Raw genomic sequence first — 22,026 nt, forward strand, 5'->3', positions numbered from 1 at the left:
TTCGGCACTTTTATGTAATCCCCAGACTGCACAAGAGCGTCTTGTTTATGTTTTCCATGTCATCCTTGTTTAGATGACCAATATAGTTTTTTAACCTCGACTTGTCGATTGTTCTGATCTGTTCCAGCATAACAACAGATGGTTTCACCAAACCGCATCTGTCATTTAAGTGGTAATGCGTGGGGAACTTTCTGCTTTTTTTGCTTACACTGGTAATTGCTGCAATAATAATCGTAGGACTGAAACAATTTCCCACATTATTTTGAAGAATGAGTACAGGACGAGAGCCACTTTGTTCAGAGCCGATACCAGGCTTAAATCAGCCGAATATATGTCACCTCGATGGAATTTTTCAAACATCACTCTCGCCTCCCTAATATCTTAATACTTAAACAGCCGCACCAGTCTGAAAGAAATCTTCGGATAAAAACCTGGTGCGGCTACTGTTATTCTGTTCGGATTACTCGTCATATTTGCCACGCCCCCTGACGATGGGAACACAACAGGTCTCCGCTGGCGCGGCTGTCATAACTCCGCAGCATCGTTCGTATCGTGTGCCACAGGGTTCCCCCCAAGTCTTTGGCGGGCCGTGAGGAAGTATCTTTAAGCCCCCATGCAGTCATCGCGCCAGATCTGCCACAATCCGTTTTATGAAATCGTAGATCGCTCCGAAGCAGTTCTTTCATCACCTCCCTGACTGCTCCATCTTCGCGGCGTTTCACATTCGCTCGTACATGAGTTATGTACCTGTTGTGCTGTCTATTCAGTTTTCAAAGATCTTGAGGTCACGAGGATAGCGTGTCCTTCTAATAACCGTGAGGCTTTGAGCCTTTCTTTCAGGGGCGTTACAGACGATTTTTAAGGAAAGTCTCCATGTTCCGAGGCCGCGCTGTATAGATTCGCTGACCGATGCAACGCTGACTCCTTCGCTCTTGGCAATCGCTGATTCTGTCAGTCCCAGGAAGTAGTAAGCATAGATGCGCTTGGCCTGCTTGTCCGGCAGAGCGGCAATCGCAGCGTGAAGCTGCTCCATCGTCACTTTGCGCTCATACAGCTCACAAGGGGTCATGGAAACGAAAAGGGCATCATACTCAATTCCGTCTCCGCGATCCAGAGAATAATGCGCCTTGTGGTAATATGTACGGCGGCGGTATGCGGCCTCCAGGCGGTCATGCTCTTTCATAACAGCGGCTACTTCATCAGGACCTCAATAATGTAATCGGTCTTATAAAAATCGGGATACTGCTCCCGCAGATTGATCTTGGTCATAATTTCCTCCATTTCAGTTGTTAGGGACAAAGGGCAACCGAAATGGCTATGGCGGAGAGCGACACCGGGGATGTTCGGGAAAATTCCCGTAAAATCGACAAAGAAAAACGTCAGACGGCCTTAATAGCTGTCTGACGCATTTTGTATAATATGTTGTACGATTGTGCGGATTATTTACGCTTGATTGCGCGTGTCCGTGTGTATAATTTCTCTTTGGTAGGTCATTGATTTTTTTAGGTAATCACCTACCTGAAAACCATAATTCTGCTGAAATAAATAACCGCCCATCGTAGACTCCTCAAACGGCAGTCACGGGCGGTAATGGAAATATGCCCTGCCGTGAAAGGCCGTTTTTTTTATTGGCCTCCCGTCAGCTTTTATGTATATTTTATCTTTCAAAGGTGCATGATAAACACATATCAATACGCGTGATTGGGTTATGGTAACTTCCTCTTACGCACGATAGAATGTAATAGAGGTGAACAATCATGCCGGAAGATGTATTTGTGTATTTGGGACAGTGCCTCAGAGATGCAAGAGAAGAATGTGGACTGACCCAACAGGAGCTTGCGGATCAAACCGGCAGAGGGCTTCGTCATCTCCAGGACATTGAAAAGGGCAGGAAAAATCCGTCTTACGATGTACTGGCATCCTTTATCAAGCGATTAGGCATTTCTGCTAATGAGCTGTTTTATCCTGACGCTTCGGAACAGGAAAAGCAAGTACAGCATTTCATGGGAAAGTTTCTGGCCTGTACCGAGGATGAGCGGCAGATTATCTTGAAAACACTGGATTGTATGGCGGAGCAGTTTATCAGCCGACGTTACAAATCCTCCGATCCGCAAAATTATGAATAAAACCAGCAGGGCAAAATGCAATTTGTTTCTGCTGGTTTTATTTTGCCTCCGGCAGTAGACGTAAATTTTCCTAGCCCAATCAATCGCCACTATTTTGTTTCCGGTATTCAGCCGGTGCAATCTTCATGACATCTCGAAATGCTGTTGCAAATTTACTCTGATTCTCATATCCAACCTGGCTGGCAATTTCTGCTATGGTTGCCTGTGTCTGGCGAAGCAGAGCAGCGGCCTGTTTCATGCGGTACACTTTCATATAGGTTCCAATGGGCTGTCCATAAACTCCCTTGAACGTATCCTTTAAGGTTGCCGTATTGATAAGATACTCTTTGGAAAGTTCCTCAATCGTTGGCCGTTCCTGCAAGTTGGAGATAAGCCGCTTGTGAATGTCCCGTACAATCTCCACCTGGGGAGAAGTATATAACTCTCGCTGCTTTTCTTTATTTACATCCACCATACACAAGAATAAGAGAAGCTCCTGCACCTTCAGCATGAAGTATGGCTTTTGCAGGCGATCCGGTACGGAATACAGTTCAGAAAAGATATGCTCAATCTCATCCTTGGCCCGCATGACAAAGCATGCGCCATCGGCACAAAATTTGTTTTTGAAATCTGCAATACCAATACCGCTCTCGGCGAGGATTCCAGGCGGATTTTGAGAAACCAGCTCCAGATCAAGCACTACTGAGATTCCGCGATAATGTCTCAAAGGAAAGGCCATTTCAGAAGCACAGTTATCCATTGTATGAATGGAAAGATCCCCTTCTCCGAGGTACAGGCAGGAACCGCTTTGCAATACGCTCCCTTCACGCCCTTCCCGGCAATGATTGATCTCCAGCACATTCTTATCAATGGTTCCGTCCCAATAACAACTCGTTGCTTCAAAATCATTGTAAATAAGCTGGATACCGGGATAAACCTGATAGACTGTCATAAGCCCCAGGCCATCCTCACAGTCCATTTTATAGACGGTGCAATATCCGTCATTATCTTTTGGAATAATCGCAGATAACCCCGTAGCATTGGTGATAGGGTTTTTGTTCATAGTATTCATTCCGTTATCTCGTATTTGTTCTGCCAGGATTCTCCTGGCGTCTTTTATTATATAGTTTTTTCTCATTTTATACCACTCCAATCGGCAGGATGTGCAATCCAATCAGAAAGCAAATTCTATTATAGTGCAGCCCTGCCGAATGTGCAAATATACGAAAAAGCCGATGCCCTCCAAAACGGAAAACATCGGCTATATGCGGGATTTTATTTGCTGCAACATTCCTTTCCTACACAACCGGAACAACTGCCGCTACAACAAGAACCATTTTTGCGGTTCTTATGGATTTTTCGCACAGCCCATATTGCATAGAAAACAATCCCGATAAGGATTATACCAGTAACAAGCATCTAAAACTCCTTTCTGACTGGAAACTCACAACTTATTAGCTTTGGGTCTCCGATCCTCTTTTCAAAATCCAAAGTCCAAATGCGACCACTGATAAAATGGCCGCTGAACGAAGCACTTTTCCAAACGTCATATTCATACCTCACAGCAAAAGTCCAACACGATAAACCACAAAAGTAACAGCCCAGGCCACAACCAACTGGAACAGGGCCGAGAACAGCATCCACCTTGTACTGCCGGATTCCTTGCGAATTGTAGCTAGGGCCGCTGCACAGGGAACGTAAAGCAGGCAGAAAATCATCAGGCAAAACGCATTGAGCTGTCCAAAACCGGCTGCACCCAGGATGCCGACCAATGTATCCATTCCCGCGCCGGAGTTGATATTGGGAATCCCAAACAGAACGGCACAACTGGACACCACAACCTCTTTTGCAGAGATGCCAGCAATCAGAGCAACCGCTATCTGCCAGAATCCCAGTCCAATCGGTGCAAAGATCGGTACAAGCCAATGGCCCAGGATAGACCCGAAGCTGTCTGCCATTTCCGTAGTATAGCCATGCGGCCCAAAGTTCAGGATCACCCACATGAGGATAGATGCTACAAAGATGGTAGTACCTGCTTTGGTAAGGTAGTCCTTTACCTTTTCCCATACATAGATTGCCACAGTTCTGGCGCTGGGGGCCTTATATTCCGGCAGCTCAATCAGCAGATAATTTTCCGATTTTCTCCGGTCAATCAAATGGATGATCGCCGCTACCAGGATAGCGACCACCAGGCCGATCAGGTACATGGAATAGGCCACGAGCATGGCGCGTTCCTGAAAGAACATCTCGGCAAACAAGATGTAGATTGGCAGACGGGCGCTGCAACTCATAAAGGGCGTAATCAACATGACCTTAAAACGGTCACGCCGGTTTTCCAAAGACCGTGAAGCCATGATTGCCGGAACAGTGCAACCAAATCCCAAAATCATGGGGATAAATGCCCGTCCGGAAAGTCCCAGCTTGCTCATAATCCCTTCCATGACATACGCAACACGGGCCATATATCCGCTGTCCTCCAGAAAAGCCAATGCCAGAAACAGAATGAAAATGTTCGGCAGGAAAGTCAGGATACCGCCCACACCGGCGATGATGCCGTCTACCAACAGGGAGCGCAGCACTTCATTGACCCCGACAGCAATCAGTCCATCGCTTATCAATGCCGACAGGCTTTCAATTCCTAATTCTAGGAATCCTTTCAGCCAATCGCCAATGGTAAAGGTCAGGAAGAACACCGCCGCCATGACAACGAGGAAAATCGGGATGCTCCAAAACTTATGCGTCAATACACGGTCTGCCTTTTCCGTCAAAGCGTCTTGACGATCCTTATTGACCAGAACCTCCCTGATGATTTCCTCAATAAAATCATACTTCTCATTGATAATGTCGGATTCATAGTTCCGGTCGATCACATCCGGCATATTGACCGGATAACGTGCAGAGATTTCCTTATCCTGCTCCAGCAGCTTAATGGCGTGCCAGCGGTAATTGGACAGGTTCGGATATTTCCGCTTCAGCTCTGCCATGATAAGATCAATCTTGTCCTCAATAGCATCACTGTAAACCATTGCGTATTCTGAATGGTGGTCGTGCCGGTGTTTTGGAGTATATTTATGATGATGAATCAGACACTCCGGATCTTTACAGTCTTTATGGTGCGCGGCTGCATGAAGCAGCACATCCAGTCCTGTCCGTTTTCTGGCTGAAACTGGAATGACCGGGATGCCCAGCATTTCCGGCAGTCTGTGTGTGTCAATCTCCATGCCGCGCTTTTCCACAATGTCCATCATGTTCAGCGCCAGCACAACCGGCTTGCCCAGCTCCAAAAGCTGCAAAGTTAAGTATAGGTTTCGCTCCAGAGCGGAAGCGTCCGCAACATCAATAATCACATCGACTTCATCGCTTAGTATAAACTGTCTGGATACCTGTTCTTCCATTGTGTAGGAGGTCAGGCTGTAAGTGCCAGGAAGATCGACCAGTCGAATATTCAGATCATGGTCTTTAATGGCACCCTCTACTTTCTCAACGGTTACACCTGGCCAGTTTGCCACTTTCAGATTTGCACCGGTGTAAGCATTGAAAAGTGTTGTCTTTCCGCAGTTCGGATTTCCGATGAAGCCGATAGTCAAATTTTCTCTCATCGGAATTTACCCCACTAAAATATTCTTTGTGATATTGCGCCCAAGTGCAAAGCGTGTTCCCCTGACTTTCACAATCAGGACACCCCGACTTTTGCTGTTCAGAACAGCGATAGAGGTTCCACGGGTCATCCCAAGGGCCTCCAAACGCTTTTCTATATTGACAGGCAGATCAATATCCTCAACTTTATATTCATTTCCTATTTTTCCATCGCAAAGATACATGAACGCTCCCTCCTCACCGATTTACGGAAGAAGTCGCAGGCAGTTTGCGGAACTCATAAGCCACCATGAACGCGATAATAGCCACCAGAATCGCATCGGTCAGCGCAATCGCCAGCCACACGCCGCGAATACCCATGCCGCCGATCATTGGCAGAACCACACAAAGCGGGATAAAGAGAATAATCTGACGGAACAGCACAAGCCAGGTGGCCTTTTTCGCTTTACCCAAAGACTGAAACAGGGTCACGGCGATCATAAAGCTGCCTTGCAGGATATAGGTGCTGAACATGATACGGAAGTTTGTCGAACCTGATGCGGCGATACCCGGCGTTGTCAGGAACATGGACAAAATCTTTTCTGGGAACAGCTCGGCGGGGATATAGAACACCAGCGACAGCAGCGTTGCGGCGATAATGAAAACTCTGGTCAGCGTCTTTACCCGGTCATAGTCTTTCGCACCGTAGTTTGTACCGGCGGCAGGCTGGAATCCCTGGCTGATACCCCATAGAGGTACAAAAGAGAAATTCCAGAACCGGAGCGCCGCCGCTAAAAGGAGCTGGGAGGTTTCACCGCCATAGTTCGATGCCACACGATAAATCACTGTCTGCTGCACCAGGGTCAGAATCTGCATTAACAGAGCAGAGATGCCGACAGAAAGAACCTGGGGAAGCAGCTCACCATCAATGCGGATACGCCCGATCTTCACATGGGGGCTTTTCTTCTTGAAATACCACAGGGTAATCGCAGCCTGGACAAACTGGGAAAAAATCGTTGCATAAGCAGCCGCTTCAATGCCCATGCCGTAGGGGTTGAGGATGCTGATAAAAATGGGGTCAAGGATAATGTTCAAAATAGCGCCACTGGCAATAATGGTCATTGCCCTTTTGAGCTGGCCTTCTCCACGGATGACCATGTTGGCGCTCTGGAAGAAGTTTACGAACAGAGAACCGGCGAATACGATCCGCAGATATTTCTCAGCGTAATTCAGAATGTTATCGCTGGCTCCGGTCAGGGACAGAAGCTGGCGGGTGAAAACCATACCCACAACAGTGTAGATGACGGACAACAGAAGAACCATCGCAACCAAGTTGCCCATGATCTTCTTAATTGTGTTCTCGTCCTTCTTACCGATAGCGCGGGACAGTACCGATGCAGAACCCACGCCCAGCATTGCCGCTGAACCGGCATTGATAAGGGTTAAAGGATAGGATACCGATATGGCTCCCATCTGCACGTCACCAACCATCTGGCCGACAAAGATGGAATCCATCATGTTATAAAGCCCAACGACCACCATGCCAAGAACCGCAGGGATGCTAAGTTCAATCATCAGCGGCCAGGGGCTTTTTGTTAAGAGCTTTGTTCTTGTGTCAAGTGCCTGTTTCATCACTCTATTCCTCCTGGTCTATTTTAATTTCGAGGTATCCAGCAAAGCGCGCCAGTGACGTGCCTTGCTGGATTAGCCATATCTAACTAACCACTTAAAGTATATAAAATCCGGGCTTCTTTGTACGCTCCCAACCGCAGGATTTACAATCCAATCTGAAACGAATTTAGGAGCGGAAAGGACATAAGGCCCTTTCCGCTCCCGTTGTTACTGTATCATTTTTTCCAGTAGTTTCAGGGCTTCTTCCAGTTTTGGATTTACAGCGTCCGTTTGCAGGGCATCCCGGACGCAGCTTCGTATATGGGCTTGCAAAATCTGCTGATTGGCGCTTTTTAATAACGCCTGCGTAGCAAGAAGCTGATTGGAAATATCCACGCAATAGCGATTTTCCTCAACCATTTGCAGGATACCGTCTAACTGTCCTCTGGCGATTTTTAGCTTGTGAACAATATCGCCTTTCTTGGCCTTCATAAACGGCCCGTTACTGGATACTGACGAGCTGATAGCCAGCGTCCTCGATAGCAGCTTTCAGCACAGCATCCGGCACATCCTGGTCAAGCTGCACCTGGGCCGACTTACTCTCCAGGGAAACATCCACATCCTTGATGCCCTGGATGTCCCGCAGCGCCTTATCAACGTGTTTTACACACATTCCGCAAACCATTCCTTCGATGTTCAATACTTTTTCCATGTGAATTGCTCCTTTTCGTTCTTGTTTAATCGTTGTTTGTTCATACATAGGGACTGAATCCCGTTCTGTATTGGCCTGATGCTTCGCCTTGAACCACCGCAGACGCAGGGCATTGGACACCACGAATACCGAACTGAAACTCATAGCAAAAGCGCCGATCATGGGGTTCAGCTTCCATGCAAAGGGAAGATAGAATACGCCTGCCGCCACCGGAATACCGATGATGTTGTAGATAAACGCCCAGAACAGATTTTGCTTGATGTTGCGGATAACCGCCTTACTAAGCTGGATTGCCGTGGACACATCCAGCAGATCGCTTTTCATCAAAACAATGTCCGCTGACTCAATCGCCACATCCGTTCCGGCCCCGATAGCGATACCAACATCCGCTCTGGCAAGGGCCGGAGCATCGTTGATACCGTCACCGACCATCGCCACCTTCTTACCGACGCTCTGCAAACGACGGATTTCCTTCTCCTTGTCCTGGGGGAATACCTCTGCCACAACACGATCCACGCCGACCTGACGCCGAATCGCTTCTGCGGTCTTTGCATTGTCGCCGGTCAGCATGACCACCTCAATGCCCATGCCGGTCAATTCCGCTATGGCCTGCTTGCTGGTGGGCTTAACTACATCCGCCACGGCAATGACACCAATAAGCTGACCGCCACGGGCAAAGAACAGAGGTGTTTTCCCGTCAACCGCCATTTCCTCGCCCAACTGAAGGAGTGCGCCGCCATTGATGCCATTTGCCACCATCAGTCGGCGGTTTCCGGCAAGGCACGTTTCGTTTCCGATCTGACCCACAAGGCCCTGACCGGGAATCTGCTTGAAATCATCCACCGGGAGGAAGGAAAGTTGTGCTTTTTCGGCCTCTGCCACAATCGCGTCCGCCAGCGGATGCTCGGACAGCTTTTCCAGCGAAGCAGCGATTTGCAGCATCTCCTTTTGTGGAACACCCTCTTTGCAGAGCATATTTGTCACCACGGGCGTACCCTGGGTAATCGTGCCGGTCTTATCCAGCACAACCGTATCAATGTTATGGGCCGTTTCCAGGGCCTCCGCCGATTTAATCAGGATACCGTTGCTTGCGCCCTTGCCGGTTCCGACCATAATGGCCGTAGGCGTTGCAAGGCCCAGCGCACAGGGACAGGAAATGACCAGGACAGAAATGCCGATAGATAGGGCAAATTCAAAGCCATATCCCAACAGCAGCCAGACAATGACTGCAATCAGCGCGATGCTGATAACCACCGGAACAAACACGCCGCTGACCTTATCAGCCAGTTTCGCAATAGGGGCCTTGGAGCTGGTCGCTTCATCCACCAGACGGACGATCTGTGCCAGCGTGGTATCATCGCCCACCTTGGTGGCCTGCATCTTGAAATAGCCGGACTTACTTGTGGTCGCGCCGATCACTTTGTCCCCAATATGCTTCTCCACGGGGATGCTCTCGCCGGTCAGGCAGATTCATCAACGGAGGAAAAGCCCTCGATGACAATACCATCCACCGGCACAGACTCACCGGCCTTGACAATCAGGGTTTCGCCCAACTGCACTTCTTCCACAGGCACCTGAAGCTCTTTTCCATCCCGCTCCACGGTAGCTGTTTTGGGAGCCAGATTCATCAGCTTTGTAATTGCATCCGAAGTCTTACCCTTTGCGCGGGCCTCCAGGGTTTTGCCCAAGGTGATAAGGGTCAGAATCATGCCTGCGGATTCAAAATACAAATCCATCATAAAGCTGTGAACCGTAGCCATATCCCCATGACCGAATCCGATGCCGATTTTGTAAATGGCGTAAATGCCATAAACGATTGCGGCGCTGGAGCCTATCGCAATCAGCGAATCCATGTTAGGCGAGCCGTGGAACAGGGTCTTGAAGCCCATCCGGTAATATTTGAAGTTGATGAACACCACCGGGATCAGCAGCAGGAATTGGGTAAATGCAAAGCTGATTGCATTTTCCATCCCCAGCAAGGAGCTGGGGAGCGGCCACCCCATCATGTGACCCATAGAAATATAAAACAGTGGGATCGTAAAAAGGGCAGAAAGCAGCAGCCGCTGTTTCATCTGCTTGTATTCTACCTGCGCCGTACTGACCTCCGGTTTTGCTGCCGGTGTGGTCGTGCGGCTCTTGTTTTGTGCGGAGGCTTTGGGAATCGCGCCATAACCGGCCTTTTCAACGGCCTGGACGATTCCCGCCGTATCCAAAACGGATTCATCATAAGAAGCAACCATGCTGTTTTTTAACAGGTTGACGGACACTTCTTTGATGCCAGGTAGCTTTGCCACGCTCTTTTCCACTCTGGTAGAGCAGGCCGAGCAAGTCATACCCGTAATGTCAAATTGCTCCTTTTGCAAAATCATCCCTTCTTTCTTATAAAGATTTGTGCGAGTACCCCTCCCCCGTAGGAACTAAATACCGTTATGAAAAGGGGCGTTTGGCATCTTGGGGGAAAGATGCTAAAGCCCCGAACATAAAGTTTACGCACAAGGTCTTTGACCGTTTTTCATTATACTTATCCTGCTTCTCCTTTGTCTGCTCCAAAGTGGAGCTTTTTTTATCCAAAGAGAAATGAGGTTTTTTGCTGCAAATCCAATCGGCAGGTTCTCCAATCCAAAGGGCAGAACCGCTCCCAAATCCATTGACTTTGAGGGTTTTCGTGAATATACTGGCAGCATGAACGATTAAACAATCTTTTAATTGTTCAGCCATATCAAGCCAACCAAATACCAAAATGAAAGGGGGCTTTCTCAATGAAAAAGACCATTAAACTGCTTGACCTGGACTGCGGCCATTGTGCTGACAAAATCCAGAACGCCGTGAAGAAGATTGATGGTGTGACCAGCGTATCCGTCAACTTCCTGGGTCAGAAGATGGTTCTGGAAGCGCCGGACGATCAGTTTGACGCTGTTCTGGCCGAAGCAAAGACGCTGATTAAGCAGATCGAGCCGGATGTGACTGTTAAGGCGTAATGAAAAGCTGGACACCGGCTGCCACAAGGTAGCCGGTGTTTTTCATCAATAGACAGAAAAAGCGTGACACGCTTTATGCTGCAACGAAAGGAGAATACACTATGACACGAAAACAAAGGCACTTGCTCACACGCATTATCGTGGCGGCGGTGCTGTTTCTTGCAGGCAGCTTGCTCCATCTCCCTGAATTGGCGGAGATGGCGGTCTTTCTCGTCTGCTATGTGGTTGTCGGCTGGGATATTGTCTGGAAGGCAATCACGAACATCCTGCATGGACAGGTGTTTGACGAAAATTTCCTGATGACGATTGCCACCATCGGCGCACTCATTTTGGGCGAACATTCCGAGGGTGTCGCCGTTATGCTGTTTTACCAGGTGGGCGAATGGTTCCAGTCCTATGCGGTGTCCAAGTCCAGAAAATCTATCGCAAGCCTGATGGACATTCGCCCGGACTATGCTAACATCGAAAGGGACGGAAAACTGGTTCAGGTTGACCCGGACGAGGTTCAGATCGGAGAAACCATTGTTGTGAAACCGGGAGAGCGCATCCCGCTGGACGGTACGATTCTCAAAGGCTTCTCCACCCTGGACACTTCGGCCCTGACCGGAGAATCCATGCCCCGCGAGGTGGAGCCGGGAATGGAGGTCATCAGCGGCTGTATCAACCAGACCGGCATCCTGAACATTCAGACCACAAAAGAATTTGGGGAATCCACCGTAGCCAAAATCCTTGACCTTGTGGAAAACGCAAGCGATAAGAAGGGCCGTATTGAGAATTTCATCACACGCTTTGCCAGGTATTATACCCCGGTAGTGGTATTTGCTGCTCTGGCGCTGGCAATCCTGCCGCCGCTGATTACCCAGCAGCCATTCAGCACCTGGATTTACCGGGCCTTGACCTTCCTGGTGATTTCCTGCCCCTGTGCGCTGGTCATCTCCATTCCGCTTAGTTTCTTCGGAGGCATCGGCGGCGCGTCCAAGATCGGCGTTCTGGTAAAGGGCAGCAACTATCTGGAGGCTCTGGCAAATACCGAGGTCGTGGTCTTTGATAAGACCGGCACACTGACAAAAGGCTCCTTTGCGGTCAGCGAGATCCACCCTGTCGGCATGAAGGAAGCGCAGCTTTTGGAGCTGGCCGCATACGCTGAGGACTACTCCAACCACCCGATTTCTCTTTCTATTAAAAACGCCTATGGACAGAAAATCGACAACAGCCGAGTTTCCGATGTCCAGGAAATTGCCGGTCACGGCGTGCAGGCCGTGATTGACGGGAAAACGATTCTGGCCGGAAACACCAAGCTGATGGAGAAAGCGCATATTAAGTACACGCCATCCTCAGCTGTCGGCACCGTGGTCTATCTGGCCTGTGACGGGAAATACGCTGGATGTATCATCATTGAGGACGAGATCAAGGCCGATGCTCCAGCCGCAATCAAGCTGCTGAAATCTGCCGGTATCCGCAAAACGGTCATGCTGACCGGCGATGCAGATGCCGTTGGAAAGAAAGTCGCAGGGCAGCTTCATCTGGATCAGGTTTATACTGAACTGCTGCCCGCTGATAAGGTTGACCGCGTGGAAAGCCTGCTGAAGCAGAAAAGCGAAAAAGGTATGTTGGCCTTTGTTGGGGATGGTATCAATGACGCTCCCGTACTGGCGCGGGCCGATGTCGGTATTGCTATGGGCGGCTTGGGTTCCGATGCGGCCATTGAAGCTGCTGACGTGGTTCTTATGACGGATGAACCGTCCAAAATTGCCGCTGTTATGAAGATCGCCCGTAAGACGATCCGCATCGCAAATCAGAATATTGTGTTTGCCCTGGGCGTGAAATTCCTGGTTCTGATTTTAGGTGCGCTAGGCTATGCAAATATGTGGGCGGCGGTGTTCGCGGATGTAGGCGTTTCCATTATTGCGATTCTCAATGCCATCCGCGCCATGCGGGTCAAGCTGCCGGATATGCCAGCGGGCAGCACAAATCAGGGTTAAGCGCAATAGAAATGCGCCGCAACTTTCACACGCTGCGGCGCATTTCCTTATTGTTCAGTCGGGCATGATACTTCAAACAACGCATCTATGGCATGATGCAGGAGCTTTGCCTGCGGCGTGTCCGACAGCGAATAATAGACTTCTTTTCCGTCCCTGCGGCTTGAAATGATCCCGCTCTTTTTTAATATCCGCAGATGATGTGACACAGCAGGGGCGCTCATATCCACAGCCGCCGCGAGATTGCATACACATTCTTCACAATGGCACAGCAGCCACAGAATCCGCAGCCGGGTCGGATCGCCAAGCTGCTGAAATAAAAATGATATATCCTTAAACCCTTCCGCAGAGGGCATCTTATTTAAGACTTTTTCAATATTCTGTCCGTGGTTATGGGGTAGATTGTAATGCGGCATAAAAATCAGCTCCTTCCTGTGACTATGATACTGACATAATTCTTGTCTGTCAAACAGCTTCATTATAGATTGGAGAAAAATACATGAACGAAACAGAGAAAAAAACTTTTTCCGCTCCAAGCCCTGGCGAATTGGAACAATTAACCGAGCTTCACAAAGCGATGGGCGATTACACACGGATGCGGATACTTTGGTATCTGATGCAGAAAGATTCTTGCGTCAGCGAACTGGCACAAAAGATGGAGGTCACAGAATCGGCCATATCCCACCAGCTTCGTGCGCTTTGGATTGTCCGGTTAGTGCAATCACGCAAGGCCGGGAAAAACGTGATTTATTCCTTGCAGGACGAACATATCCGGTGGATTCTTGAAGAAACCTACGCTCATATTTCAGAAAGATAAAAACGCAGCCCCTGTGCTGTTTTGCAGGGGCTGCGCGGGTATTCAATTACAGCGTTTCGTAGGAAACCAGCTGGCTCATCGGGATGCGCTGCTTATTGAAGCGATTGGGGTCGCCGGTTCCTTCATCGGAATAGCCGACAACCAGAATGTTGACCGGCTCCAGGTTGGCCGGAAGGTCAAATTCCTTGCGCAGAACATCGGGCTTGAAGTAGCATACCCACACCGTTCCAAGGCCCAGCTCTGTGGCCTGGAGCATCATGTGGTCGGTCAGGATGGAGGCGTCAATGTCACCGGTCTGCTTCTGATCGAAAGGCCGTACCCACGCCTTATCGTGATCGGCGCAAACAATAATAGCCAGGGGCGCACCGTAGATATTGGCCGCTTTACTGATCTTCGCAAGACCTTCCTCGCTCTGAACGGCAATCAGGCGAATCGGCTGAAGGTTGGCAGCGGTCGGGGCCACATGAGCAGCCTCCAGAATCTGCTCCAGCTTCTCAGGTTCTACCTTCGTTTCCTTGTAATCGCGTACCGACATACGCTGCTTTGCAATCGTGATAAAATCCATAATATATAGTCCTTTCAGTATTTTTATTTTGAGCATATCAAATCAACCATTGACCTAATTGTAGCACTAGAACACAAAACCGCAAGAATGCACTTTTTCGGAAGATACTTCCCAAAAAGATAGCACCTTGCGGGAAAGGAGAGCCATTTTATGAAATGTGAAAAAAATCAATTCAACTGCCCAGTTGAGGCAACCCTGTCTTTGATCGGCGGCAAGTATAAGCCGTTGATCCTCTGGCATCTGATTGACCATCCATTACACTATATGGAGTTACAGCGGCTGATTTCAAACGCCACGCCGAAGATGCTTTCGCAGCAGCTTCATGATCTGGAAAACAACGGCATGATTCATCGTGAAGTGATTCCAGAAAAGCCGCCCAAGACGGTATATTCTCTTACCCCATTTGGACAGAGTATTGTTCCTATTCTGGATGCAATGTGCCAGTGGGGAAACAACTATCTGGACGGCCTGGATGTTCAGCCGCCATGCTGTCAAAGTCGCAAATAAAAGGCTGGGCATAGCTGACGAAAAACGGCTATGCCCAGCTTATATTTTCTGCTCTAAATTTGTGACTGCCGGACGTAATTGCACAGCGCGGCAAAGTCAACATGGGGATTCTTACTTAAAATCTGTTGCAGGCTTTCCCCGGCCTTTTGATGCAGCTTCGGCTTTTTCAGATCGTCCAAGCGGAAGAAGATATTGAGCCGCCTGCCGACAGTAAACAAAAGCCTTTCATCCGGTGGCAGGGTCAGAAAGCGGTCAATCGTAGAGAGCATTTCCTGTTTCTCTGTTCGCAGATTTCCCCTGACCTCCAGAAGCAGATTGACGATGTGTTCATTCACATAGTAACTGTCCATCTCATGTAGCTGCTGCAAGAATAACTTTTGCTCTATAACGATTTCTTCCTCCGATTGCAGAGTAAACGAGCCATCCCTGACAAACTCGCCCAGCTTGGACTCTAGCTTAATACCCGTGGCGTGGACACGGATAAAATCAGGCTGGATGATGTTCAACGCCTTTGCTGTTTGAGCAGCATTTTCTTCAGACAGCTCCTTGCCGCCGATCCCCAGCAATATGAACTCCGACAAGATCATGTCCGCATCTTTTGCCATGCAGCCGCTTCGTACAACGGTAGCGGAACCGTTCATTGCTAAAGCGGTTGCTATTGATTACCCGAAGCAGATAGTCGGTAAACTTTGGTGGCATGATGCTCTCAATACTTACCACAACTTTTCGCTCCGGGCTGTTATGAATTTGAGTAATCAGGGAAGAAAGCACCTGCGGAGATAAGATGATAAAATCCATTCCTCCCTTGATAATTAGCGTGTACTCTTTCATTTTAGGTCCCTTTTTCATACGGCCAGTGTAACCGACACTGGCCGTATGTTAGAACACATCAATCAGTTGCCCGCAGTCTTTCCACGATACTTTGCTTCTCCAAATTCTTAAAGCAGATATAGGGAATAACGATTGCAAACGCAATCAAAATCGGCGTACAGATTACCAGCGGCAATAGTGTAAAGTGGAATGTTGCCGTCCAGTCACCGGCCACCATCATACGGACACCAACAGCTACTGCCACAGTGCCTAATACATAAGCTGCCAGCAAAGTGCTTCCCGCGTAATACAAGCCCTCGTCGATCAGCATACGCCGGAGCTGCCGTTTTGTCATGCCGATGCTCTGGATCATGGCAAATTCTTTCTGGCGGGAAACAATCGCTGTTACCATCGAATTGACGAAATTCAGAATACCCACAAAAGCAATGATAAGGCTGATTGCAAAGCCCATCACAGTGTTCGCCCGTGTCTGTTCCTGATAATGCTCAATCAAAGTGGATTTCGCAGTATAATTCAGGCTCTTGTCCACGTCTTGTTGATATTGGATCAGCATTTCTTCCGCCTGCGGCTGGTATTCCTCGGCTACATCAAAGAACAGCTTCCGCAGAGTGTTATCCGGGTACATAGCCCGGAATGTATCGGCAGGAAGATAGAAAGAAAGGAAATCTTGTGTGCTGCTGTTTACGCCCTCGGTAATGGTGGGAATATCCGCCACAATCGCCATAACCTCGTATTGCTGACCGTTCAACTCTACCGTATCACCAACAGAATAAGTCGGCTGTGTTTCTTTCTCACTGTCCTCTGCACCGGTAGCCGCTTCCATCACTACATAGCCCCCGGACAAGAATTTCTCTTTGTCAAAGGTGCCATCCAATATCCTGCCGTCCTGTGCAAAGGTGTCCAGAATCAGGCCGTCAATGCCGTATAGAATGGAAGTACATTCGCCGCTGTCGATCATGTCGTGATAGGCTTCTGCCAGCCCTGCATCCGTTGCTTCAATATAGGTCAGCCGGTCATCAGCGTTATAGTAGGTCTGGATATTTTCAAGAGCAGACGCCCCGATTTTATGCGTAAATACCTGCGAATACAAACGCCCTGTTGCTTCCAGCCCGGAAAGTCCCTCAATGTTCTGTACCAGCTCCGGGGAAATGGTGGTGCCGTAGGGATTGTAGGTGCCAAAGGTGGAAGAAATCGAACTGTCCTCTACCTCAAAATCACTGATAACTGTCTGGCTCATGTACTTATCAATATCAAAGCTGGCATTTTTCGCATAGACACATGAAAGCAGCACAAGCCCCAGCGTCAGGGAGCAGATTACCGTAATGGTGCGCTTTTTGTTCCGGCCTAAGTTAGCCAGAGCCATCTTCGGGATGCTTGCGCCGCCGGTGCTTTTCTTTGTTTTCCGTTTGCTATTCGTTCCGGCGTCGGTGTAACGCAGAGCTTCCATTGGGGAAACCTTACCGGCGATTTTCGCAGGCTTCATGCAGGAGATCAGAACCGTCAAATAAGCAAACAGCGCAGAGCCGATGAAGATATAGGGATTGACCGCTGTTTTGGCTTCTCCCGTTGTCCCGGTTATCATGACCGGAACCAGCACGGCCCCCAGCAGATACCCGATCACAAGCCCGATAGGAATACCAATCAGCGACAGGCGGTTGGCCTGCCCGTAAATCATCTTCTTTAACTGTCTTTTGGTTGTCCCCAAAGTTTTCAGTCGGCCATAAAAGCGGATGTCACTGGCAACAGAGATCTGAAAGATGTTATAGATAATCAGATAACCGCTTGCAAATACCAGAACCATGCAAATTGCCATCGGCAGAACTTCACGGTTGATATTCTGGTTCATTGTGGAATCATAAGCAGCATTGGGAGAAAGGGACACATTGGACAGGCCGGTGTCGGCTAAAATCTGTTCCGCCACATCTTCCAAATTGCTGTCGCTGTATAGGTCGATATGGAGCATCACCGTTCCTAATACCTGCCCGTTTGCCAACTGTTCCACTTGGTCGATACTTGCACACTGGCTTTGAACAAAGGCTTCGGAAACCCATGCCATACTTGCCATAGCAGCAGAATTTCCATCCCAATAGCCGGAGAGGGTAAAGGTGCTGGTGGTGATTTCTTCCCCGTTTAAGTCCTTACGCCATTGCAGGGTGATTTCCTGCCCCAATTCATAAGGCAGCCCCATTTTATCAAGGGTAATAGTGTCCAAAGCAATCTCATTTTCCTGCACCGGCATAGTTCCCTCGGTGGGATAGGAAAAGCTGGAACGGGCATAGTTTTCATCCCCATAGCGGATTTCTACCTGCCGCCCGGTCAATTCCTTGTTTTCAGCAATTCCAACCACAATGCTTTTGCCAAAGTCCCGGACAGCTTCATGGGTGGTGATCTTCTCCACATCCGCGTCCGTCATGATGCCGGAACTCAAATGGCTGTTATATCCGGCCTGCTGAAAATTCATGTTCCGCAGGTTTTCAACCATGCTCTGTGACAGGACAAACAGAGATGTAAACATTACCGTTGTCAGAACAATGGCAAAGATGGCAACCAGATTGCGCGTTTTGTTTGCCTTGAAACTGCGGTTTGTCAATATGCGTATCATTGATTTTTGTCTTTTCATGGTATCACCGCCTTACTCTGCAATCCGTCCATCTTCGATATGAATGGTACGATCTGCCTGCGCTGCAATTTCCGGGTTATGGGTAATCATTACAATGGTCTGATGAAATTTCTGGCTGGTGACTTTCAAAAGCTCGATCACTTCATCACTGGTCTTGCTGTCCAGATTGCCGGTCGGCTCGTCGGCAAGGATGATTGCCGGTTTGCTGGCTAAAGCTCTTGCAATGGCAACGCGCTGCTGCTGGCCGCCGGAAAGAGTGTTGGGCATATTGTAGAGCTTCTTTTCCAGCCCCAGCAAAGCCACGATCTCTTTGATAAATTTCTGATCCGGCTTTTTCCCGTCAAGCTGGATGGGCATAACGATATTTTCATACACATTCAAGACGGGAACCAGATTGTAGTTCTGAAAGATAAAACCGATCCGCTGGCGGCGGAACACAGTCAAGTCCTCGTCTTTCAGCTTGCCCAGCTCGTAATTATCTACTCTGACAGAGCCGGAAGTGGGGCGGTCTAATCCCCCCAGCATATTCAGCAGGGTTGACTTGCCGCTGCCGGATGTGCCGATGATGGCAACAAACTCGCCCGGCTCAATGGAAATGCTCACGCCGTCCAGCGCCTTAACAATATTCGGCTCGGTGCCGTATTGCTTTGTCAGTTGTTTGGTGCTTAAAATACTCATATTCTATAACCTCTCTTTGCTTTTTGTGTTTTTTTTTCATTATATCCGGGCAAAAGAAAGGCACAATGGAAAATGCGTAAACTAACATCTACAATGAAAAAACTAAGTCTGCACAAAAAAGAAACGCCGCTTCGTGAAGAAGCGGCGTCAATCTGTTAAGGAATCGGGATCAGGATTTTCAGCAGGTAAGTTCCATCCCCCTGATGGAAACTGCACTGTCCGTCGTATTTTTCAACGGCTTTTTTAATATTGGGAATACCAAAGCCATGTACGAAACGATCTTTCTTTGTGGTTCCCTCGGCTGGCCGTGTCCCCGGTAAGGTGTTGTTTTCCACCGTGATAATCAGCATATCCCGAACACGCTCGGCCTTGACAGTAACCAATCGTTGATCTTCCGGCAACCGTTCGCTGGCCTCCATAGCGTTGTCGATGGCATTGCTGAAGATGGTGCTGATGTCCAACGGCTCTATGAAGTCCATACCCTTGAAATTAACCAAAGCCGAGAAATCAATCTGCTTTTCGCGGGCTTTTGCTGCCTTATCCTTTAGAATGATGTCAAGAAACTCGTTTCCTGTATGCACATAGTCCTCATAGTCTGCAATTTGAGAGCGGAGCGTTTCGGCCATCTGCCGGGTTTCTGCTGTATTCTGCCTGCTTTCCATGACAAGCAGGTGGTTTTTCAGGTCGTGGTAGATGGAACGGACACGTTCTTCTTCGACAATGCGCTCCTTGTAATAATCCCGCTGTGTTTCCATCTGCTGTACTCGGTATGCTGTCTGCATGGAATCATAGATATAGGCTGCCAGATACATACAACTGAAACTGGAAAAAATAGAAGCCCCACAGATGGGATAAACAATCACAGTATTTTCAGGCATAAAGTAGATAATTGTGAAGATTGCCACAAATGAGGCAAGAATCAGCATATCAATAATCAGCCATGTCTTTATGTTCAGATGGGACGGAATTTTTTCCAAAAACCTCCGCAAAACCAACCATGCACCGATCCAGAACAGTAACCGCAGCAAAAGGGACACCGTATGAATGGCTGTACTGGTGAGCATGAGTGTTGAGGATTGTAAAGCCTCCTCATAACTTGCTTGGGTTACGATTTTGAATAATCGGCCCCCGGTGTCAAGCATTAAGTAGTTAATGGCAATGAGTGCCGGATAAAAAACAAGTATGACCGATAATTTCTCCATGAATGTCCCGCGATAAAACAGCAGAACATAGAGAAAAAACAACAACATCGTACCGAACAGACTTCCGGCATCATTGGAATAGATAATAGAATCAGCCAAATAGCCACAAACCAGAAACGCTATAACTTTCAGCACCACATTTTTGCGGAGAGGAAGAAAGGATTTCAGAATAAGAAAGAAAACCGCTGTATATCCCCATGCCAATAGAAAAGAGAGGATTTCAAAAAAGCGCATCATAAGAAATCCCCCCAATAGTCCGTCAGCCGTTCCATAAATTCTTTCCGTTTGGGCTGGCTGATGGGAATGACCTCACCTGTAATCAATTCAATATCCAGCTTCTTGATGCCTTTCACATAGAACAGATTGACAATATAGCTGGTATGGCAGCGCACAAAGTCTTTGTCGCAAAGTTCCCGTTCCACCTCTTTCATGCTCTTATAGCAGATAATATTTTCCTGCTCGGTATGGAACATCAGATTGCGGTTATAGGTTTCAACGTATCGAATGGATTTCAGCGGCACCTTATATTTGCCGGTATCATTGGTAATCACCAGAGAAGGGATATCTTCTTTCTGGCTGCGCTCCACGAATTTGTCCATTTCTGATTTGAGCCGGGCATATTTCATGGGCTTAATGATGTAGTTCGTCGCATGGTATTTATATCCCTCAAGCCCATACTGTGTAAGAGTAGTCAGGAAAATAATACCCACGGTTTCGTTCATCTGCCGGATGCGCTCGGCAGCATGAAGTCCGTCTACCATCTTCATTTGAATATCAAGGAAAATCAGGTCTATGGTTGGATCGTATTTCTCGATCAGCTCCATACCGTCATAGTACGGGGTAATCTTTATGTTCCGGCCTGTTTCCTTGCTGTATTGGTTCAGTAAGTCGGTCAAATACTGAACAAAGTCTTTTTCATCATCACAAATTGCTATATGCAGCACTGTATCACCTGCTTTCGTTATACCGTCTGTCCTTTGGCTTCTCTGCCTCCTTGGGGATCAGCCAGACACCGGCCATTTTGACAGCACCGGGGATGCGTCCATCGGTGCAGTAATAATTTATCTGACGGGACGAAACGCCCCATTTTTCGCTTGCCTCTTTGAGCGTCATGTAATCCATGTTCACACCTCTAACAATTTATTTTATTATATTTCATTTGCTCGAAGAATACAAGCCCGCAACCATGCTGTCAAAAAAGAAAAACGATATAATCGTACATCTTGTCAGGCATAATAAGGTCATTCCATCATATAAACCGGAACAATACAATATTATTGAGGTGAACGATTATGCCGATTGATGATTTAACTGCTTTAGGGCAAAAAATGCGGGAAGCCCGAAAGAATAAAGAGCTAACACAGCAGGAGCTATCTGATCTGAGCCATGTTTATGTAAAGCAAATCGCCAATATCGAAAAGGGGAAAATGAATCCCTCTTATTTGATTTTAAGAGCATTGGCAAAGGTCCTGCACATCTCTTTAGATACGCTTATAAATCCAGATATTTCTCTGGAAGATGAAGGTGTCAATCAGATGAAAATGCTTTATTCCACCTGTCCGCCAGAAATGCGTGACACCCTGTTACATCACACACAGGAAACGGTGAAAGAACTGACAGAGTTGTCCGAGAAATTTGAAACGAATTGAGCCAGTGAGTGAAATTTAACGATTCTCTCACTGGTTCTTTTCATTTTCGGAGAAAAGAGGCAAGCAATGCCTGTGTTAATACACACAGGCCCGCAGAGAAGAAAATCCCTCCGTGATTTTCCTCTCCGCTTGCTTGTTGAGGGCAGCGCCCCCAAGCCCCTTTGAACACAGAATTTCATTCTGTGGCTGCGCGTTC

General features: G+C 48.1%; 22 protein-coding genes and 2 pseudogenes. 6 read left to right on the plus strand and 18 right to left on the minus strand.

Annotated elements, in window-relative coordinates:
• Positions 1-10: 10 nt before the first annotated feature.
• Both DXA97_RS12035 and DXA97_RS12045 read right to left on the minus strand, forming a co-directional pair.
• Positions 11-360 (minus strand): annotated as a pseudogene (locus DXA97_RS12035) (type II toxin-antitoxin system PemK/MazF family toxin).
• Positions 361-763: 403 nt separating this feature from the next.
• Positions 764-1,183 carry a sigma factor-like helix-turn-helix DNA-binding protein gene (locus tag DXA97_RS12045; RefSeq protein ID WP_347561591.1) on the minus strand — a complete coding sequence of 140 codons (420 nt, stop codon included), beginning with the start codon at positions 1,181-1,183 and terminating at the stop codon, positions 764-766.
• Between the two features lie 574 nt (positions 1,184-1,757).
• Between DXA97_RS12045 and DXA97_RS12050 the strand changes: the two genes are divergently transcribed.
• Positions 1,758-2,126 (plus strand): helix-turn-helix transcriptional regulator, encoded by a 369-nt coding sequence (locus tag DXA97_RS12050; protein WP_002576186.1) that lies wholly within the window; start codon positions 1,758-1,760, stop codon positions 2,124-2,126.
• 79 nt (positions 2,127-2,205) lie between these two features.
• Here the strand turns inward: DXA97_RS12050 and DXA97_RS12055 are convergent, their stop codons facing one another.
• From DXA97_RS12055 to DXA97_RS12090, 8 genes and pseudogenes are all read right to left on the minus strand, one after another.
• Entirely contained in the window at positions 2,206-3,177 is a 972-nt protein-coding gene (locus DXA97_RS12055) for an AraC family transcriptional regulator (protein ID WP_009003391.1), read from the minus strand.
• 203 nt (positions 3,178-3,380) lie between these two features.
• On the minus strand, positions 3,381-3,524 hold the full coding sequence (locus DXA97_RS12060) for a FeoB-associated Cys-rich membrane protein (RefSeq protein ID WP_118720337.1): 144 nt from the start codon (positions 3,522-3,524) through the stop codon (positions 3,381-3,383).
• Between the two features lie 140 nt (positions 3,525-3,664).
• Complete coding sequence (gene feoB, locus DXA97_RS12065) at positions 3,665-5,704, minus strand: ferrous iron transport protein B (RefSeq protein WP_005342311.1); 2,040 nt, start codon at positions 5,702-5,704, stop codon at positions 3,665-3,667.
• Between the two features lie 6 nt (positions 5,705-5,710).
• On the minus strand, positions 5,711-5,926 hold the full coding sequence (locus DXA97_RS12070; RefSeq protein WP_002576189.1) for a FeoA domain-containing protein: 216 nt from the start codon (positions 5,924-5,926) through the stop codon (positions 5,711-5,713).
• A 13-nt stretch (positions 5,927-5,939) separates the two neighbouring features.
• Positions 5,940-7,313, minus strand: a complete 1,374-nt coding sequence (locus tag DXA97_RS12075) for an MATE family efflux transporter (RefSeq protein ID WP_002576190.1) — start codon at positions 7,311-7,313, stop codon at positions 5,940-5,942.
• A gap of 207 nt (positions 7,314-7,520) precedes the next feature.
• Positions 7,521-7,784 carry a metal-sensing transcriptional repressor gene (locus tag DXA97_RS12080; protein ID WP_044912385.1) on the minus strand — a complete coding sequence of 88 codons (264 nt, stop codon included), beginning with the start codon at positions 7,782-7,784 and terminating at the stop codon, positions 7,521-7,523.
• A gap of 10 nt (positions 7,785-7,794) precedes the next feature.
• Positions 7,795-10,373, minus strand: a pseudogene (locus tag DXA97_RS12085) (heavy metal translocating P-type ATPase).
• Between the two features lie 58 nt (positions 10,374-10,431).
• Positions 10,432-10,722 carry a hypothetical protein gene (locus DXA97_RS12090; RefSeq protein WP_147355567.1) on the minus strand — a complete coding sequence of 97 codons (291 nt, stop codon included), beginning with the start codon at positions 10,720-10,722 and terminating at the stop codon, positions 10,432-10,434.
• Positions 10,723-10,763: 41 nt separating this feature from the next.
• Between DXA97_RS12090 and DXA97_RS12095 the strand changes: the two genes are divergently transcribed.
• Entirely contained in the window at positions 10,764-10,982 is a 219-nt protein-coding gene (locus tag DXA97_RS12095) for a cation transporter (protein WP_002576192.1), read from the plus strand.
• Positions 10,983-11,083: 101 nt separating this feature from the next.
• Complete coding sequence (locus tag DXA97_RS12100; protein ID WP_118207867.1) at positions 11,084-12,964, plus strand: heavy metal translocating P-type ATPase; 1,881 nt, start codon at positions 11,084-11,086, stop codon at positions 12,962-12,964.
• 47 nt (positions 12,965-13,011) lie between these two features.
• Here DXA97_RS12100 and DXA97_RS12105 read toward each other — a convergent pair whose 3' ends face one another.
• Entirely contained in the window at positions 13,012-13,377 is a 366-nt protein-coding gene (locus DXA97_RS12105; RefSeq protein ID WP_002576194.1) for a metalloregulator ArsR/SmtB family transcription factor, read from the minus strand.
• 83 nt (positions 13,378-13,460) lie between these two features.
• Here DXA97_RS12105 and DXA97_RS12110 point away from each other — a divergent pair, with 83 nt between their 5' ends.
• Positions 13,461-13,778, plus strand: a complete 318-nt coding sequence (locus DXA97_RS12110) for a metalloregulator ArsR/SmtB family transcription factor (protein WP_002576195.1) — start codon at positions 13,461-13,463, stop codon at positions 13,776-13,778.
• A gap of 46 nt (positions 13,779-13,824) precedes the next feature.
• On the opposite strand, the gene DXA97_RS12115 is transcribed toward DXA97_RS12110, so the two are convergent.
• Positions 13,825-14,343, minus strand: a complete 519-nt coding sequence (locus DXA97_RS12115) for a nitroreductase family protein (protein WP_002576196.1) — start codon at positions 14,341-14,343, stop codon at positions 13,825-13,827.
• 150 nt (positions 14,344-14,493) lie between these two features.
• Between DXA97_RS12115 and DXA97_RS12120 the strand changes: the two genes are divergently transcribed.
• Entirely contained in the window at positions 14,494-14,850 is a 357-nt protein-coding gene (locus tag DXA97_RS12120) for a helix-turn-helix domain-containing protein (protein ID WP_009003386.1), read from the plus strand.
• Positions 14,851-14,903: 53 nt separating this feature from the next.
• On the opposite strand, the gene DXA97_RS12125 is transcribed toward DXA97_RS12120, so the two are convergent.
• The 6 genes from DXA97_RS12125 to DXA97_RS12150 form a co-directional block, all read right to left on the minus strand.
• Positions 14,904-15,455 (minus strand): coproporphyrinogen III oxidase, encoded by a 552-nt coding sequence (locus DXA97_RS12125; protein WP_227108925.1) that lies wholly within the window; start codon positions 15,453-15,455, stop codon positions 14,904-14,906.
• Positions 15,456-15,739: 284 nt separating this feature from the next.
• Positions 15,740-18,301 carry an ABC transporter permease gene (locus DXA97_RS12130; protein WP_118720341.1) on the minus strand — a complete coding sequence of 854 codons (2,562 nt, stop codon included), beginning with the start codon at positions 18,299-18,301 and terminating at the stop codon, positions 15,740-15,742.
• A gap of 12 nt (positions 18,302-18,313) precedes the next feature.
• Positions 18,314-18,979 carry an ABC transporter ATP-binding protein gene (locus DXA97_RS12135; protein WP_002576200.1) on the minus strand — a complete coding sequence of 222 codons (666 nt, stop codon included), beginning with the start codon at positions 18,977-18,979 and terminating at the stop codon, positions 18,314-18,316.
• A gap of 155 nt (positions 18,980-19,134) precedes the next feature.
• Complete coding sequence (locus DXA97_RS12140; protein ID WP_118720343.1) at positions 19,135-20,418, minus strand: ATP-binding protein; 1,284 nt, start codon at positions 20,416-20,418, stop codon at positions 19,135-19,137.
• Positions 20,415-21,125 (minus strand): LytTR family DNA-binding domain-containing protein, encoded by a 711-nt coding sequence (locus DXA97_RS12145; protein ID WP_117698252.1) that lies wholly within the window; start codon positions 21,123-21,125, stop codon positions 20,415-20,417. Before DXA97_RS12145 ends, DXA97_RS12140 begins: the two co-directional genes overlap by 4 nt.
• A 4-nt stretch (positions 21,126-21,129) precedes the next feature.
• Positions 21,130-21,303, minus strand: a complete 174-nt coding sequence (locus DXA97_RS12150; RefSeq protein WP_002576203.1) for a helix-turn-helix domain-containing protein — start codon at positions 21,301-21,303, stop codon at positions 21,130-21,132.
• Positions 21,304-21,473: 170 nt separating this feature from the next.
• Between DXA97_RS12150 and DXA97_RS12160 the strand changes: the two genes are divergently transcribed.
• On the plus strand, positions 21,474-21,830 hold the full coding sequence (locus tag DXA97_RS12160) for a helix-turn-helix transcriptional regulator (RefSeq protein ID WP_118720345.1): 357 nt from the start codon (positions 21,474-21,476) through the stop codon (positions 21,828-21,830).
• Positions 21,831-22,026 lie beyond the last annotated feature (196 nt).

It is taken from the genome of Clostridium sp. OF09-36, from assembly GCF_003481985.1.
GTDB lineage: Bacteria > Bacillota > Clostridia > Lachnospirales > Lachnospiraceae > Brotaphodocola.